The sequence below is a fragment of the Cellulomonas sp. C5510 genome (assembly GCF_019797765.1).
In the GTDB taxonomy this organism is placed as follows: domain Bacteria; phylum Actinomycetota; class Actinomycetes; order Actinomycetales; family Cellulomonadaceae; genus Cellulomonas.
This window is the reverse complement of sequence record NZ_CP081862.1, coordinates 3516662-3533160: the sequence shown is the minus strand read 5'-3', so window position 1 is coordinate 3533160 and position 16499 is coordinate 3516662. Positions and strand designations below refer to the sequence as shown.

Genomic DNA, 16499 nt, shown 5'->3' with positions numbered 1-16499 from the left:
CCGCGGGTCGGCGGCCCTCACGCGGCGGGCGCGCTGGGCTCCTCGTCGGTCGACATGAGCCAGAACCGCTCCCCGAACGGTCCCGTGACCCCGGCGAGCCGCCCGTACGGCGTGTCCGAGGCCGGGGACACGACGGCGCCGCCGAGCCGCACGGCCCGCTCGGTCGCCGCGTCCGTGTCCGTCACGGCGAAGTACACCTCCCAGGACGCGGCGTCGGCGCCGCCCCCGATGCCGCCGACGGCGCGGCCGTCGACCTCGACGGTCGTGTAGCCGAAGCCGGGCGCGCCCATGTCGGTGACCCCGTAGCCGAACACCGCCCGGTAGAACGCGCGGGCCTCGGCGGGGCGCGCCGACAGGTGCTCGTTCCAGATCATCGCGCCGGGTTCGTTCACGACGGTCGCCCCGAGGGTCCGGCCGGCCTGCCAGAGCGCGACGGTCGCCCCCGCGGGGTCCGTCAGCACCGCCATCGAGCCGAAGTCCATGACGGGCGCCACCGGCACCTGCACCCGGGCGCCCGCCGCCACGGCCCGCTCCTGGGTGGCGGCGGCGTCCGCCGCCGCGAGGAAGGTCAGCCACGCGACCGGCTCGTCCTCGCCGCCCGGCATGACGCCGCCCAGCGCCGCCGCGGGCCGTCCGCCCACGAGGCCCTGGCTGTAGAAGCCCGTCCCGGCCGGGCCGACGTCGAACGTCCAGCCGAGCAGGTCGCCGTAGAACCGGCGCCCCGCCTCGAGGTCGGGGACCGTCAGCTGCGCCCAGCAGGGGGTGCCGTCCGCCCAGGGCCGCTCGTGCACGCTCATGTCGTCCTCCGCGAGGCTCGGGGGCGGCGCGGCGTCGCCCCGACGGGACCATCGAAGCAGCCGGCGCCCACACGCGCGACGGGCGCCCCGGCGGCCCGGCGCGCCCTCCCGCGCCGCGGCCGCCGGGGCGCCCCCGCCGGACCCCGCCCGTCAGGCGGCGGTCCGCCCGAGGCCGGCGAACTCCCAGCCGGCACCGCGCCACCGCGCGGGGTCGAGCTTGCCGCGGGCGTCGATGACGCGCGGCGTCGAGGTGAGCCCGGCGAGGTGCCCGGCGTCGGCCTGCACGAACTGGTCCCACTCGGTGAGCACCAGCACGACGTCCGTGCCCTCGACGGCCTCGTCCACCGAGGTGGCGTAGGACAGCGTCGGGAACGACCGCCGGGCGGTGTCCCCGGCCTCCGGGTCGTACACGGTGACCTGGGCGCCGCGCAGGTGCAGCGCCGCCGCGACGTTGAGGGCGGGCGAGTCCCGCACGTCGTCGGTGTGGGGCTTGAACGCCGCGCCCAGCACGCCGATCCGGCGGTTGAGGACGGAGCCGCCGCAGGCCTGCACGGTCATGTCCAGCACCCGCTCGCGCTGGCCCATGTTGATCTCGTCGACCTGCTGCAGCAGGGCGGACGCCCGGTACGCCCCGAGCTCGTTCGCCCGGTGCATGAGGGCGCGGATGTCCTTCGGCAGGCAGCCGCCGCCGAACCCGAGCCCGGCGTCGAGGAACTGGCGGCCGATGCGCACGTCGTGGCCGAGCGCGTCCGCCAGCACGGTGACGTCGGCCCCCGCCGCCTCGCACACGGAGGAGATCGCGTTGATGAACGAGATCTTGGTGGCGAGGAACGCGTTCGCGCTGACCTTCACGAGCTCCGCGGTCGGCAGGTCCGTGACGACGACGGGCGTGCCCTCGGCGACCGGCCCGGCGTAGACCTGCCGCAGCGTGGCCTCGGCCCGGGCGGACGGCCCGCCGAGCACGATGCGGTCCGGGTGCAGCGTGTCCTCGACGGCCTTGCCCTCGCGCAGGAACTCCGGGTTCCACACCAGCTCGACCGGCACACCGGCGGGGGCCTCCTCGGACACGAGCGTGCGCAGCCGGGCGGCGGTGCCGACCGGGACGGTCGACTTGCCGACGATCAGCGCCGGGCGCGTGAGGTTGCGGGCGATCGTCGTGGCGGCGGACTCCACGTAGGCGAGGTTCGCCGCGTGGCTGGTGCGCATCTGCGGGGTGCCGACGCAGATGAAGTGCACGTCGCCCCACGCCGCGGCGGCGGCCAGGTCGGTGGTGAACCGCAGGCGCCCGGTCGCAAGGTGCTTCTCGAGCAGCGGGTCGAGCCCGGGCTCGTAGAACGGCACCTTGCCGGCGGCCAGCGCCTCGACCTTGCCGGGGTCGGTGTCGGCGCCCAGCACCTCGAACCCGAGCTCGGCCATGGCGACCGCGTGGGTGGCACCGAGGTACCCGGTGCCGAAGACGCTGATGCGCAGCGGGGAGTCGCCGGCGGGCTCGGCGGGCAGGCCGTCGGCGTCGGTGGCGGCGGAGAGGGCGGCGGCGGAGAGGGCGGACTCGTGCATGGCGGTGCTCCTCACGGTGGGGCGCTGCGGGCGGGTGCGGGCGGTGCGGCGGGTCACGGGGTCGCCGCCGGGGCGGGCGTGCTGCTGGGCGTGGGCTCCGGTGCCGGCTCGGGCCCGGGGGTCGGCGCAGGCCCGGTGGTCGGCTCGGGCCGGGTGGTCGGCTCCGGGGTGGGGCCGGGCTCCGGCTCCGCGGTCGGCGAGGGCGTCGCCGCCGGCTCCGCGGTCGCGGTCCGGGGTGGTGCGTCGGGTGACGCCGTGGCGGACGCCGCCGCGGCGGTCGGTTCGCCGCCGAACCGGCGCGCCGGGTCGGCGATCCCGGTCCGGAACGCCTCGAGGCTGTTGGCCCGGGAGTCCACGCGCCAGTCGTTCGTCGCGAGCTGGCCGTCCACGTACGTGGTGACGGCGAGGTTGAACCAGGCGAAGCCGATCACGTCGTCGTTGCGCCCGGGGTCGAACCCCTCGAAGAACGACCGCACCCACGCGGGCTTGGTGCCGCCGATCTCGGAGGCGCCGACCTCGGCGAGCAGGATCTTCTTGTCGGTGATCGAGCGGAGCTGGTCGAGCGTCCGGTCGAACGTGTAGGAGAACGTCGAGTCGTTCTCGTCCTTGTAGGGCGGTCGCTGGTAGCCGGAGACGCCGACCCAGTCGACGTAGTCGTCGCCGGGGTACAGGGCCTCGAGGAACGCCGCGGACTGGTTCGCGGTGGGGAGGTTGTTGACGATGTTCGGCGCCCACACCCAGATCACGTAGTCGTTGGCGCCGTTGGCCTCGAAGATGTCGTGCACGTGCTGCCACATGCGCACGTAGTCCCCGACGCCGTTGCCGTTGATCGGCGCCCCGGACCCGGTCTGCTCGGACCACGGGTACCAGACGCCGTTCATCTCGTGGTCGAGGCGGATCGCCAGCGGCAACCCGGTGGCCGCGACGTCGCGGGCGTACTGCGTGAGGTAGGCGTCGAAGCCGCCGTCGATGATCGTCGGCAGGCTGTACTCCGGCTCCTCGACCACGTCGTTCTTCGACCCGATCGGCCGGGACTCCCACGTGAGCATCGGCAGCATCCCGCGCTCCCAGGCGCGGGTCACCGCGTTGGCGCGGAAGTCCTCGTCCCAGCCCCCGAAGTACCCGACCATGTCCTGCGTACGGCCGATGTCCTGCGCGGCGTCGTCGAACGTCGCCCAGTTGAACGGCGCCTGCTCGGTGTACATCCCGACGTAGCGCTCGTCCGGGTCGAGCAGCGCGGCACGGCTCGGGGCGGTCGGCTTGGTGGGCTTCTCCGGCGGAGCGGCGGGGTTCTCCGGCCGGGGTGCCGCGGGGTTGGCGGGCTGCTCGCCCGCGGGCCCGGAGGCCGGCGCGGCCGCGGCCCCGCCGGCTGCTGCGCTCCCGCCGGAGCGACCCGACGAGCCGGACGACCCCGACGACCCCGACGACCCGGAGCGCGACGAGCCCCCCGAGCCGGAGCCGCCGTCGGCGGAGTCGCCCTGGGCGTCCCGCTCGGCCTGGGCGGCGGCGCGGTCCTGCTCGCCCTTCTTGCGGGCGGCCTGCTCGTCGGACAGCACGTCGCGCAGGGCGTCGGACTGCGAGCGGCTGGTCTCGAGCTGCGCCTCGAGCTCGGCGTTGCGCCGCTGGAGCGCGAGCTCGGCGGCGGTGGGCTCGGCGGCGTCCGACTCGTCGGCGCCCACGAGCGAGGACACGGCGGGCGTGTTCCACACCACGAGCGTCACGGCGAGCAGGCCGGCGACGACGGCCGCGGTGGCGAGGCGGGCGCGGACGGTCATCCGGCCCATGGTCGGTGCCCACCAGGCGGCGCCCGAGGACGCGGCGGGGGTGGTCGGTGCGTCAGACATAGAGCAGCGCCTCCAGGGCGAACAGGACCACGGCGATGCCGTACGGGATCGCCGCGAGCGGGTTGAGCCGCCGGCGGGCGGGTGCGGGCGGGGTGGCACGTGCCTCGCGCCGGCCGGCCGCGACCGGCGCGGCCGTGGGCGCCGCCGACGGGGCGGCGTGCCGTGCGGGTGCCGGTGCGGCGACGGCGGTGAGCGGGGTCGTCGCGTCGGCCTCGGCGAGCAGACCGCCGTGACCGGCGACGGCGGGCACCGGGGCGCCCGGACCGGAACCGTGGTCGCGCTGGGTGGGCAGCCCGCCCCGGTCCACCACGTCGACGGGCGCCGGCTGCGACATCAGGCCGAGCTCCGCCTCGAGCGACGGGCGGTGGTCGCCGTCGTCCTCGGCGGTACCGGGGTCGCCGCCGGCGTAGGCACCGGCACGCGTGCCCCACCCGGACGCGTGCGCCATGCGCAGGAACCCGAGCAGCCGCACCGGCATGAGGAAGAACGTCGAGACGATGATGAAGACCGGGAGCCGGAAGAAGTCGCTCGGGACCTCCTGCAGGTGCCGGATCTGCCGGATCGCCATGGACAGCACCGACGACACGACCATCAGGGCGATGACCCAGAACCAGCCCGCCTGCGCGCCGTAGGTCTCCAGCATGGCCTCGTAGAGGTTGACCCCGGTGCCGCTGACGGCCCGGTAGACCCAGCCCGCGATGGTGCCGACCAGGAGGAACGGCAGCACGATGTCCGCCAGGAAGAACACGGCGAGCACCGGGGCGTGCCCGAGCATCCACGGCAGCATCCGCAGGGTGTTGTACTGGCTGCCGCGCGCCCAGCGGAGCTGCTGCTTGAACAGCTTCTTCACCTGGAGCGGGGCGTCGGTGTAGACGAGGCTGGTGTGCTGGTAGACCGTCCGGTAGCCCTGCTTGAGCGTGAGGTTGGTCAGCGTGCGGTCGTCGGACACCTCCAGGAACACGCCCATGAACCGCTGGGTCATGAAGTCGTGCATGACCTCCATGAGGATGTGCCGGCGGAACGCGATGGTGCGACCGGGCAGGCAGCCGACCTGGCCGAGGACGGACTGCGCGGGCATCGAGTAGAGCGAGCGCGAGTTCTCGAGCCAGTCGGCCCAGCGGGTGATCCAGGAGCGCGTGGGTTCGAGGATGCGCTGCCGCGTCGTCACGCCTCCGACGTTGGGGTCGGCGAAGGGCTTGAGCAGCTCCGACAGCGTGCCGGGCGTCCAGACCGTGTCCGAGTCGAGCAGGACGGTGACGTCGTGGCGCGAGAGCTCGGTGCCGATCTTCACGGCGTTGCGCTTGCCCGGGATCGGGGTGTGGACCCACCGGACGAGCGGTGCGAACTCCTCGCAGACCTGCTCGAGACCGGGGTTGGGCCTGCCGTTGATGACGACGATGACCTCGTCGGGGTGCTGCTCGGTCACGCGCGTCAGCACGTCCCGGAACAGGTCGAGCGGCTCGTCGACGACGGGGACGACGACGCTGGTGGTCTCGTGGTGCTCCGCGAACCACGGGCGGTACCGACGGGACAGGCCGACCTTGAGCAGCCAGAGCGCCCACACCAGGGCGGAGAACACGGTGAAGAGGTACAGCTCGGCCTGGTCGTCGAGCATGTGCCGGATCTGCAGGATGAAGATGAACATCGCTCACCTCGGCGCTGGAGGGTGTGGAGCCAGCGGCGACGGTGACGCGGCGGAGGGACGGGGGCAGCGGGGGCGGGGAGGCCTCGGCTGTGACTGGGGACGGCGGCTGGGCGTGACGGGAGTCACCCGTTCGGACGGGTGGCGACGTGGCGTCGGGGTCGTTCCGTGAGTCGGAGGGTGCCCCTCGGGGCGTGGAACCAGCCTGTGGCGCTGCGGCGGCCGAACGCAACTCGCGCGACCGCATTCGGCCCTCGAATGTGATGTGGATCACGCATCGATCGGCCGGTATGTCCCGAAATGCGCAGATCAGAGGTCCGGCAGATCCGACATCGCGGATCTTCCGGACGACCGGTGGACGTCCTGGTCGCGACCGGTGGCGACCGCGTCGGCCGGACGACCCGCGGACGACCGTGGCGTGAACGTCGTCACAACGTCCTCTGACGGCTGTCAGCGTCATGACATGAGATGACAGGGGTCACGAGACGCCGCGCCGCCGGTGCCGCCGCGCCCGTGCCGGGTCCGGTGCAGGCCTGCGCCGGGCGTCGGTGACCGCTCGACGCACAGAGTTGAGCGGAATAGGCTCAACTTCATCCGGGTTGCACCGGACGGATCTGCACGCGGCGACCTGCCCGGGTCGTCCGGACGCCACGCACGGAGGGGAACGTTGGACGCGAAGCTCACCACCAAGTCGCAGGAGGCCATCGGCGACGCCATCCAGCAGGCGTCCGCCGCGGGGAACCCCCAGCTCGAGCCGGCCCACCTGCTGAACGCGCTGCTCGCCCAGGAGGGCGGGGTCGCGAACGGGCTGCTCGACGCGGTCGGTGCCGACCGCCAGGCGCTCGGCCGCGCCGTGCGCGCGATCCTCGTCGGCCTGCCCGCCGCGAGCGGGTCCTCGGTCGCGCAGCCGACCGCCTCCCGCGCCACCGCGACCGCGATCGAGGCCGCCTCCGCCGAGGCCCGCACGCTCGGGGACGACTACGTGTCCACCGAGCACCTGCTGCTCGGCCTGGCCGCCGGGCAGACCGGCGTGGCCGACGCCCTGCGCGCCCAGGGGGCCTCCCGCGACGCGCTGGCCGCCGCGCTGCCCTCGGTCCGCGGGTCGGCGCGCGTGACGAGCCCGAACCCCGAGGGGACGTACAAGGCGCTCGAGCAGTACGGCGTCGACCTGACGCAGCGCGCCCGCGACGGCAAGCTCGACCCGGTCATCGGCCGCGACGCCGAGATCCGCCGTGTCATCCAGGTGCTGTCCCGCCGGACCAAGAACAACCCGGTGCTGATCGGCGAGCCCGGCGTCGGCAAGACGGCCGTCGTCGAGGGCCTCGCCCAGCGCATCGTGGCCGGCGACGTGCCGGAGTCGCTGCGCGGCAAGCGCCTGGTCTCGCTCGACCTCGCGGCGATGGTCGCCGGGGCGAAGTACCGCGGCGAGTTCGAGGAGCGGCTCAAGGCCGTCCTGGAGGAGATCACGTCGTCCGAGGGCGAGGTCGTCACCTTCATCGACGAGCTGCACACCGTCGTCGGCGCGGGCGCCGGGGGCGAGGGCGCGATGGACGCGGGCAACATGCTCAAGCCGATGCTGGCCCGCGGCGAGCTGCGCCTCGTCGGCGCCACGACGCTCGACGAGTACCGCGAGCGGATCGAGAAGGACCCCGCCCTGGAGCGCCGGTTCCAGCAGGTGTTCGTCGGCGAGCCGTCCGTGGAGGACACGGTCGCGATCCTGCGCGGCCTCAAGGAGCGCTACGAGGCGCACCACAAGGTGACGATCTCCGACGCCGCCCTGGTCGCCGCCGCGGCGCTGTCCGACCGCTACATCACGGGCCGGCAGCTCCCCGACAAGGCCATCGACCTGGTGGACGAGGCCGCGTCCCGCCTCCGCATGGAGCTCGACTCGTCCCCCGTCGAGATCGACGAGCTGCAGCGCGCCGTCACGCGCCTGGAGATGGAGGAGGTCGTGCTGTCCGAGGCGGACGACCCGGCCTCCCGCGAGCGGCTCGAGAAGCTGCGCGCCGACCTGGCGGACCGCCGCGAGGAGCTCGCCGGGCTGACCGCGCGCTGGGAGAAGGAGAAGGCCGGCCACAACCTGGTCGGTGACCTCAAGGCCCGCCTGGACGAGCTGCGCTCGACCGCGGACCGCCTGCTGCGCGAGGGCGACCTCGCCGGGGCCGCCCGGCTCCAGTACGGCGAGATCCCGGCCGTCGAGCAGGAGATCGCCGCCGCCGAGGAGCGGGAGCGCGCCGAGGGGACCGGTGGCGTCGAGGCACCGATGATCGCGGACAAGGTCGGCCCGGACGAGATCGCCGAGGTCGTCGCCGCGTGGACCGGCATCCCCGCCGGGCGCCTGCTGGAGGGCGAGACCGCCAAGCTCCTGCGCATGGAGGAGGTCATCGGCGAGCGCCTCATCGGCCAGCGTGCCGCGGTGGCGGCCGTCTCCGACGCCGTCCGCCGGTCCCGCGCGGGCATCGCCGACCCCGACCGGCCCACCGGGTCGTTCCTGTTCCTCGGCCCGACGGGCGTCGGCAAGACCGAGCTCGCCAAGGCGCTCGCGGACTTCCTGTTCGACGACGAGCGCGCCATGGTCCGGATCGACATGTCCGAGTACGCCGAGCGGCACTCCGTCGCGCGCCTCATCGGTGCGCCCCCGGGGTACGTCGGCTACGAGGAGGGCGGCCAGCTCACCGAGGCCGTCCGGCGGCGCCCCTACTCGGTGCTGCTGCTCGACGAGGTCGAGAAGGCGCACCCCGAGGTGTTCGACATCCTGCTCCAGGTGCTCGACGACGGCCGCCTCACGGACGGCCAGGGCCGCACGGTCGACTTCCGGAACGTCATCCTCGTGCTGACGTCGAACCTCGGCTCGCAGCACCTCGTCGACCCGCTGCTCGACCCGGAGCAGCGGCGGGCGGGCGTGATGGAGGCCGTGCGGGCCGCGTTCAAGCCGGAGTTCCTCAACCGGCTCGACGACATCGTCCTGTTCGACCCGCTGTCGCTGGAGGAGATCGGGCGGATCGTCGACCTCCAGGTGGCGTCCCTCGCGGCGCGGCTGCGGGACCGCCGCCTCGTGCTGGACGTCGACCCGGCGGCACGCGAGTGGCTGGCGATCGAGGGCTTCGACCCGGCGTACGGCGCACGACCGCTGCGCCGCCTCGTGCAGCGCGAGATCGGCGACAAGCTGGCCCGGCTGCTGCTCGCGGGTGAGGTGCACGACGGCGACACGGTCCGGGTGACGCGCGCCCCGGACGACGCGGCGGGGCTGGTCCTCACGCGCGGCTGAGGCGTGTGCGGGTGCTGTGCACGACCGGTGCACAGCACCCGCACACCGGCCCGCCCGCGGGCCGGTGACGGCTCCGCGTGCGACCATCGGGGGCCATGGACACCGCCCTCGCCCTGGCCGTCGGCGCGCCCGCGGCCGCGCCCGAGCTGACCGGGCTCGCCGGCTGGGTCGTCGACGTGGTCGACGCGCTCGGCCCCGCCGGAGTCGGGCTGCTGGTCGCGCTGGAGAACCTGTTCCCGCCGATCCCGTCCGAGGTCGTGCTGCCGGTCGCGGGGTACGTGGCCAGCCAGGGCGACATGCACGTCGGCTGGGCGGTGGTCGGGGCGACCGTGGGTGCGGTCGCCGGCGCCTGGGTGCTGTACGGCCTGGGGGTCTGGTTCGGGCGTGCACGTCTGCGCCGGTGGCTGGAGCGGATCCCGCTGATGGAGGTCGAGGACCTCGACCGCGCCGAGTCGTGGTTCGTCCGGCACGGCGGCGCGGCGGTGCTGATCGGCCGCTGCGTCCCGGTCGTCCGGTCGCTGGTGTCCGTCCCGGCCGGTCTGGAGCGGATGCCGCAGGCGCGGTTCCTCGCGTACACCGCGGTGGGCAGCGCCGTGTGGAACTCGGCGCTCGTCCTCGCGGGGTACGTGCTGGGCGAGCAGTGGGAGGACGTCGGCCACTACTCGGACTACATCAACTACGCCGTGTACGCCGCGATCGTGGTCGTCGTGGTGCGCTTCGTCTGGACCCGCCTGCGCCGCCGCAGGCTCGCCGCGCGGGGCTGACCCCCGCGCGGCGGCCCCGTCGTCAGCCGAACAGCTCGGCCATCGCCGACGAGTACAGGTCGGCGCCCTTGATGCGGCTCGTCTCCTCCGCCCCGAGGATGCGGTGCGCACCGGTCTCGTCGACGACCTGGGACGCGCCGCCCGCCCGCCCGAGCGGCAGCACGATCCGCTCCGGCGCGGGGGCGTAGGTGGCCGCGGGCGCGCCGCCCTCGACGAGCGCCCGGATGTTCGCCGCGACCACCGCGGCGTGGTCGCGCGCCGCGGAGGCCCGCTTGGACTCGCGCATGTCGGTGATGTCGCCCACCGCGAAGACCGTCGGGAACCCGGTCAGCGCGAGGGTGTCGTCCACCCGCACCTCGCCGAGCCCGTTGCGGACGCCCGCCAGGTCCCCCGCCAGGTAGTCGCTCGCGGGCAGGTTGCCGTAGCACCGGAACCACATCTGCGCCTCGACCCGCTCGCCGGCCTCGGTGTCGACGACGAACGGCTCGTGCACCCCGACGTCCACCGGCGGCAGGTACCCGAGCCGGGACCCGAACAGGAACTGCACGCGGCCGTCCAGCTGGTCCCGGACGGCGGCGCGCAGCTCCGGCAGGTAGTCCTCGGAGGTGAGCGCGTCGTCGGCCTGGTCCACGACCGTGACCGCCAGGTGCGGGTAGGCGTCCAGCAGCTCGCCCACCAGCTCGAGCCCGACCGCGCCGGCGCCCACGACGAGGACGCGCTCGGCCCGCGCGAGGCCGTCGCGCATCCGGGCGAGGCGCGCCCGCGCGACGCCGGTCTCCGACTCGATGAACTTCGCGGGGAAGGGGTACGAGGTGCCCGTGGCGAGCACCAGGTAGTCGGCGTCGAGGCTCGTGCCGTCCCCGAGCTGCACCCCGCTGGACGTGGCGCGCTCGACGCGCTGCTGCACGACGTGCCCGCGCTGGAGCAGCCGGTCGTAGCCGAAGAACACCCGCGACTCCCACACCGGGTCCACCGCCGCCCGCAGCGCCGCGGAGGCGTGCACGAACGCGTCCTTGGGCTCCACCAGGACGACGTCCGCCACCTCGTCCAGCAGGGACGCGACCCGCGCCCCGCCGTACCCGCCCCCGACCACGACGACCCGTGGTGCTGCCATGTCCGTGCCTCCGTCTCGCCCGTGCCCGGCGGCGCGCCCCGCGCCGCCGGGCACCAGCGTGCCACCCGCCCCGGAGGGCCGACCGGGACGGACGGCCCTGCCCGCCTGCGCGGACATCGGGCCCCGCACGTGACCCCGCCACCCGCCGGGCGTGACCGGCGCCTGTGAGACGCTGGCCCTGGGCGGGGCCCAGCGGCGGGACCCGGCGGGACGCGGGGGGAGCGGCAGATGGTGGTCGACGTGGGACGCGGCTACGCCAAGGGCCGTGCCAAGCGGCGGGAGATCATCGACAGGGCGATGACCCTGTTCGGCGAGGTGGGCTACCGCGGGGCGTCCCTGCGTGAGATCGCCGCCCGGTGCGGCATCTCCCACCCCGGGTTGCTGCACCACTTCCCGACCAAGGAGTCGCTCCTCCTGGCGGTGCTCGAGCACCGCGACGAGGTGGACGGCGTGTGGGGGGTCGCCGAGGACGACGACCCTGTCGACGGCATGCGGCGCCTGGTCGAGGTGGTGGAGCGCAACGTCGGGCGGCGCCCGATCGTCGAGCTCTACGCCGTGCTCTCCGCCGAGGCGACGTCCGCGGACCACCCCGCGCACGACTACTTCCAGGACCGGTACCGCCGGACGCTCGCCGCGGTGCAGGTGGCCTACGAGCGGGCGCGCGAGGGCGGAGCCCTCCGGGCGGACGTCGACCCGGCCACGGCGGCACGGCAGCTCGTCGCCCTCATGGACGGGCTGCAGGTGCAGTGGCTGCTCGACGACGGCGCGACGGACATGGTCGGCGCGGTCCGCGACCTGGTGGGCTCCCAGCTCGTCCGGCCGCTCTGACGCGGCCGGGCGAGCCGGGAGGGCTAGCGCGCGGCGTCGAGCGCCGAGCCCGTCTCCGGGGACGGCGGCACGAGCACGCACAGCCCGGTGCGGTCACCGCGCGCCCACGACGTCTCGCTCGGGGACCAGGCGACCATCCGGTAGCCGGCGGCCTCCTCCGCGCCGGTCAGCGCGCACGCCGCCGACACCCGCGCGGCGGCCGTGTCCCGCCCGGGCCAGGACGCGTCCCGGCCGAAGTCGTACGTCGTCACCACCTGCGCGGCGTGCACGTCGGCGCACGGCACCACGCGCACCCGGTCCACCGGGCCGTCCGCCGGGAGCTCCGCGAGGCAGCTGCCGGTCACGAGCTGCACGGCCCGCGCGTCCACCGGCTCCGCGACGTCCGCGGGCAGCGGCCGCGTGGCCAGGGCGGTGCCGACGCCGAGCGCCAGGAGCGCCGCCCACGCGAGCGTGCCGACGGCCCCGAGCGCGGTACCCGCGACCGCGAGCCCCCGCCCGCGGCGCGCCCCGCCGCGCGTGCGCCGCAGCCCGAGCACCCCGAGCACCAGCGCCGCCGGTCCCACCCCCAGCACCCCGGTGACGAGCGACGCCACCGAGACCCCGTCGGTGGCCGCCGGCGGCGGACCCCAGCCGGGCGCGTAGTACGGCTCGGCGTAGGCGTACGGGTCCGCCACGTCAGTAGCCGGAGCCGTACGGGTCGACGGCGAACTGCGAGAACGCGAACACCATGAGCACCACCCACGCGAGCAGGAACGCCGTGATGACCGCACCCACGACGATCGCCGCGATCGCGAGCCCGCGGCCCTGCGCGCCCGTGCGGCGGGTGCGGCGCAGCGCGGCGATGCCCATGCCGAGGCCCACCGGGGCCGTCAGCCCGACGAGGAACCCCGCGCAGCTGAGGATGAGCGCGGCGATCGCCAGCCCGTCCGTCGCGGGGACGGGGGTGACCCAGGACGGCTGGCCGTACGGGCCGGCGGCGTACGGCCCCGCGGGGTACGGGGCCTGGGCGTACGGGCCCTGGGCGTACGGACCGGCGGCGTAGGGGGTGGCCGTGTAGGGGGCGCTCGCGACCGGGGACGGCGAGCTGCCGTACGGGGCGCCCGCGTACGGGGAGCCCGCGTACGGGTCTCCCGCGTACGGGTCAGCCGCCTGCGGTGCTCCCGGGTACGAGGTGCCCGGGTACGAGCCCCCCGGGTACGGGTCGCCCGCGGACGGCGGGGCCGTGGCGTACGGGTCGGCGCCGGAGCCCCCGACCGCGTACGGGTCCCCGGCTGCGGGGCCGGCGTCCTGCGGCCCGGGCGTCCAGCCGCCCGCGACCGGCGGCGCCTCGGGTGCGCCGTACGGAGAGGCGGGCGTCCACCCCGTCGCCTCGGGCGTCGGGGGCGTGGCGGGAGGCTCGGAGCCGGGCGCGGGCGTGCCGGGGTCGGGCGTCGTCATGCGCAGAACCTAGCGGAGACGCGCGCCGTGCCGGGTCCGCTCCGGGCACCTCCACCCGCACGGTCGCCGGATCGCCCCAGGCGCCCCCGTCGTACCGGCGCCGGGGCCGCCGTCACGCCGCGTCGACGATGTCCAGCACCACGGGCACGTGGTCGGACGGGGCCTTGCCCTTGCGCTCGACGCGCTCGATGCTGGCGCCGGTGACGCGCACCGCCAGCGCGGGGGACGCCCACGTGAAGTCGATGCGCATGCCCTCGTTCCGCGGGAACCGGAGCTGCTGGTAGTCCCAGTACGTGTAGGTGTGCTCGGCCGGCAGGTGCTCGCGCGACACCTCGGTGTAGCCCGCGGCGGCGAACGCGGCGAAGGCGTCCCGCTCGGCGGGCGTGACGTGCGTCCGCCCGGCGAACAGCGAGATGTCCCACACGTCGGTGTCGAGCGGGGCGACGTTCCAGTCGCCGACGAGCGCCACCGGCAGCGCGGGGTCCGCCTCGATCCAGCGCCCGGCCTCCTGCTGCAGGGCCGCGAGCCAGCGCAGCTTGTAGTCGAAGTGCGGGTCGCCCACCTCGCGCCCGTTCGGCACGTAGAGGCTCCACACCCGCACGCCGCCGCAGCTGGCGCCGAGCGCACGGGCCTCGGTGACCGGGTCCTCGCCCCAGCCCGGCTGGCCGGCGAAGGCGTGCTCGACGTCCGTGATGCCGACGCGCGACGCGATCGCGACGCCGTTCCACTGGCTGAACCCGCTCGTCACGACCTCGTACCCGGCGGCCTCGAACGCCTCGCGGGGGAACTGCTCGTCCTTGCACTTCGTCTCCTGCATCGCCAGCACGTCGGTGCCGGTGCGCTCCAGGAACGCGACGACGCGGTCGACGCGGGTCCGGACGGAGTTCACGTTCCAGGTGGCGAGGCGCATGTCCCGCACGCTACCGGCCGCCGCCGACACCCCGTCACCCGGCCGGCCGCGGCAGCCGGAGACAACCGCACGGCGCGCTCCGTAGGGTGGCGGCATGGGAACCGCACTCATCACCGGCGCGAGCGCCGGACTGGGACTCGAGTTCGCGTGGCAGCTCGCCACCGCCCGGCACGACGTGGTCCTGGTGGCCCGGGACACCGAGCGGCTGGAGCGGCTCGCGTCGCAGCTCCGCGCGGCCGCGGGCGTCCACGCCGAGGTGCTGACGGCCGACCTCACCGACCGCGCGGACGTGGAGCGCGTCGCGGAGCGGCTGCGGGCGACCGAGCGGCCCGTGGGGCTGCTCGTGAACAACGCGGGGCTGGGCATCGGGCAGCGGTTCGTCGGCGGCGACCTGGCGCGCGAGGAGGCGGCGCTCGACCTCATGGTGCGCGCCGTGCTCGTGCTGTCCCACGCCGCCGCGGGGGCGATGACGGAGCGCGGTCGCGGCGCGATCCTCAACGTGGCGTCCGTGGCGGCGCTCACCGCGGGCGGCACGTACGCCGCGGCGAAGGCGTGGGTGCGCACCTTCACGGAGGGCCTGGCCGTCGAGCTCGAGGGCACGGGCGTCACGGCCACGGCGCTGTGCCCCGGCCTGACGCGCACCGAGTTCCACGACCGCGCCGGCCTGCGCGCCGCCGAGACCTACCCGGAGATCGCGTGGCTGTCCGCCGACCGGGTGGTCGCGACCGCGCTCGCGGACGTGCGGCGCGGCGCGGTCATCTCGACGCCGAGCCTGCGCTACCAGGTGGCGTCGGGCCTGCTGCGGGCCATGCCGCGCTCGGTGGTGCGCCGCCTGGGCGACGTCCGGCCGGACCGCGACTGAGCCGGTACGACCCGCGGACGGCCCGCCGGTCCGCCCCGGCCGCGTCGGTACCCTGGCGGGCGTGACGAACTCCCCGATGTCCCCGACCCCGCGCGAGCAGCTGCGCGACCTGATCGTCGAGCTCGCGGTCGTGCGCGGCGCGGTCACGCTGTCCTCCGGCCGCCAGGCCGACTACTACGTCGACCTGCGGCGCGTGACGCTGCACCACCGGGCGGCGCCGCTGGTCGGCCACGTGCTGCTGGACCGGCTGGAGGAGGTCGGGCTGGGCACGGCGGAGGTCGAGGCGGTCGGCGGCCTGACGCTCGGCGCCGACCCGGTCGCCACGGCCCTGCTGCACGCGGCCGCGTCGCGGGGGCAGGACCTCGACGCGTTCGTGGTGCGCAAGGAGGCCAAGGCGCACGGCATGCAGCGTCGCATCGAGGGCCCGGACATCGCGGGTCGCCCGGTGGTCGTGCTCGAGGACACGTCGACGACGGGCGCCTCGCCGATCGCCGCGGTGGAGGCCGCCCGGGAGGCCGGTGCGGACGTCCGCGGCGTCGCGGTGATCGTCGACCGCGCGACCGGCGCCCGCGAGAAGATCGAGGGGCTCGGCGTGCCGTACCACTTCCTGTTCGACCTGTCGGACCTCGGCCTGGCCTGAGGCGCCCGCTCGCGACCGGCCCGGTCAGACCGCGGCGAGCGTCACGGCCGTCACCGCCAGCGTCGCGACCACCTCGCCGGCGCCGACCACCGCGGGCCGCACGCGCCCGCGCCGGGGGAGATGCACCGCGCGGGCGAGCAGCCCGACGGCGACGACCACGAGCGCGACCCCGGCGGCGCCCCCCGGCCGGCCGGCCGCCGCCAGCACGACCGCGCCCGCGAGCAGCGCCGCGTGGTACCCGGCGGACAGGCGGGCGGTCGCCGGCCGGTCCCGCTCCCGGATCATCGACTTCACGTACGGCACGGTGCCGACCAGGTAGGCCGCGAGCAGGCCGGTCGCCGCCCAGGCGCGCGGGTCGTCCGCCCCGGGCGGCCACCAGCCCTCCGGCCGGTCCAGGAGGCCGGACGCGACCACCGTCATCAGTGAGGCCGCCGCGATCGTCACGAGGTCGTTGCCGTACGACCGGTCGGCCCGCCGCGCCGCGTACCGCAGGCTCGCCCCCAGCAGCAGCGCGAACGCGGGTGCCCAGCGCAGCAGCGCGGGCTGGGCGGCGACGAGCGGCAGGCCCAGCACCGCGGTCGCGGCGCCGTACCCGAGCACGGGGTCCCGGTAGCGGCGCCGGCGGCCCGACCGCAGCCACTGCGTGAGCGCGAAGTACGCGCAGTACGCCGCGAGCCACGCGGCCAGCAGCAGCGCGTGCACCCCGTGGGGGCCGGCCAGCAGGGCGCCGACCACCGGCGGGGCGACGACCATCGCCCAGGCGCCGTGCTGGTTCGGGACCCAGGCGCGCGGCACCCGGCGGCGGGGTGCGCGAGGGCGCTCGGTGGTCGTCACCG

14 protein-coding genes are annotated in these 16499 nt (G+C 75.5%); 5 read left to right on the top strand and 9 right to left on the bottom strand.

The features are described from left to right. Positions 1-17: 17 nt before the first annotated feature. The 4 genes from K5O09_RS16265 to K5O09_RS16250 form a co-directional block, all read right to left on the bottom strand. On the bottom strand, positions 18-797 hold the full coding sequence (locus K5O09_RS16265) for a VOC family protein (protein WP_222170487.1): 780 nt from the start codon (positions 795-797) through the stop codon (positions 18-20). Between the two features lie 150 nt (positions 798-947). Then, entirely contained in the window at positions 948-2213 is a 1266-nt protein-coding gene (locus K5O09_RS16260) for a UDP-glucose/GDP-mannose dehydrogenase family protein (RefSeq protein ID WP_370635581.1), read from the bottom strand. A 194-nt stretch (positions 2214-2407) separates the two neighbouring features. Continuing rightward, complete coding sequence (locus K5O09_RS16255; protein WP_222170485.1) at positions 2408-4198, bottom strand: glycoside hydrolase family 26 protein; 1791 nt, start codon at positions 4196-4198, stop codon at positions 2408-2410. Then, positions 4191-5843 (bottom strand): glycosyltransferase family 2 protein, encoded by a 1653-nt coding sequence (locus K5O09_RS16250; RefSeq protein ID WP_222170484.1) that lies wholly within the window; start codon positions 5841-5843, stop codon positions 4191-4193. The genes K5O09_RS16255 and K5O09_RS16250 overlap by 8 nt, the downstream gene beginning before the upstream one ends. Before the next feature lie 664 nt (positions 5844-6507). On the opposite strand from K5O09_RS16250, the gene clpB reads away from it, so the two are divergent. Further along, positions 6508-9108, top strand: a complete 2601-nt coding sequence (gene clpB / locus K5O09_RS16245; RefSeq protein ID WP_222170483.1) for an ATP-dependent chaperone ClpB — start codon at positions 6508-6510, stop codon at positions 9106-9108. 95 nt (positions 9109-9203) lie between these two features. After that, the gene (locus tag K5O09_RS16240) at positions 9204-9872 is read left to right on the top strand and encodes a DedA family protein (RefSeq protein ID WP_222170482.1); all 669 of its coding nucleotides are present in this window, start codon (positions 9204-9206) and stop codon (positions 9870-9872) included. A 22-nt stretch (positions 9873-9894) separates the two neighbouring features. Here the strand turns inward: K5O09_RS16240 and K5O09_RS16235 are convergent, their stop codons facing one another. Beyond that, entirely contained in the window at positions 9895-10986 is a 1092-nt protein-coding gene (locus K5O09_RS16235) for an FAD-dependent oxidoreductase (protein ID WP_222170480.1), read from the bottom strand. A gap of 228 nt (positions 10987-11214) precedes the next feature. On the opposite strand from K5O09_RS16235, the gene K5O09_RS16230 reads away from it, so the two are divergent. Next, positions 11215-11814, top strand: a complete 600-nt coding sequence (locus K5O09_RS16230; protein WP_222170478.1) for a TetR/AcrR family transcriptional regulator — start codon at positions 11215-11217, stop codon at positions 11812-11814. A 23-nt stretch (positions 11815-11837) separates the two neighbouring features. On the opposite strand, the gene K5O09_RS16225 is transcribed toward K5O09_RS16230, so the two are convergent. The 3 genes from K5O09_RS16225 to K5O09_RS16215 all read right to left on the bottom strand — a co-directional run bounded on the left by K5O09_RS16225 (position 11838) and on the right by K5O09_RS16215 (position 14161). After that, positions 11838-12488 (bottom strand): DUF4190 domain-containing protein, encoded by a 651-nt coding sequence (locus K5O09_RS16225; RefSeq protein ID WP_255595801.1) that lies wholly within the window; start codon positions 12486-12488, stop codon positions 11838-11840. Position 12489: 1 nt separating this feature from the next. Continuing rightward, positions 12490-13251 carry a DUF4190 domain-containing protein gene (locus tag K5O09_RS16220; RefSeq protein ID WP_222170477.1) on the bottom strand — a complete coding sequence of 254 codons (762 nt, stop codon included), beginning with the start codon at positions 13249-13251 and terminating at the stop codon, positions 12490-12492. Between the two features lie 112 nt (positions 13252-13363). Beyond that, complete coding sequence (locus tag K5O09_RS16215; protein WP_222170476.1) at positions 13364-14161, bottom strand: exodeoxyribonuclease III; 798 nt, start codon at positions 14159-14161, stop codon at positions 13364-13366. Between the two features lie 94 nt (positions 14162-14255). Here K5O09_RS16215 and K5O09_RS16210 point away from each other — a divergent pair, with 94 nt between their 5' ends. Continuing rightward, positions 14256-15023, top strand: a complete 768-nt coding sequence (locus K5O09_RS16210; protein WP_222170474.1) for an SDR family oxidoreductase — start codon at positions 14256-14258, stop codon at positions 15021-15023. Between the two features lie 76 nt (positions 15024-15099). Beyond that, positions 15100-15663 (top strand): orotate phosphoribosyltransferase, encoded by a 564-nt coding sequence (pyrE, locus tag K5O09_RS16205; protein ID WP_222172858.1) that lies wholly within the window; start codon positions 15100-15102, stop codon positions 15661-15663. Between the two features lie 24 nt (positions 15664-15687). On the opposite strand, the gene K5O09_RS16200 is transcribed toward pyrE, so the two are convergent. Further along, positions 15688-16497, bottom strand: a complete 810-nt coding sequence (locus K5O09_RS16200; RefSeq protein WP_255595799.1) for a YwiC-like family protein — start codon at positions 16495-16497, stop codon at positions 15688-15690. Positions 16498-16499 lie beyond the last annotated feature (2 nt).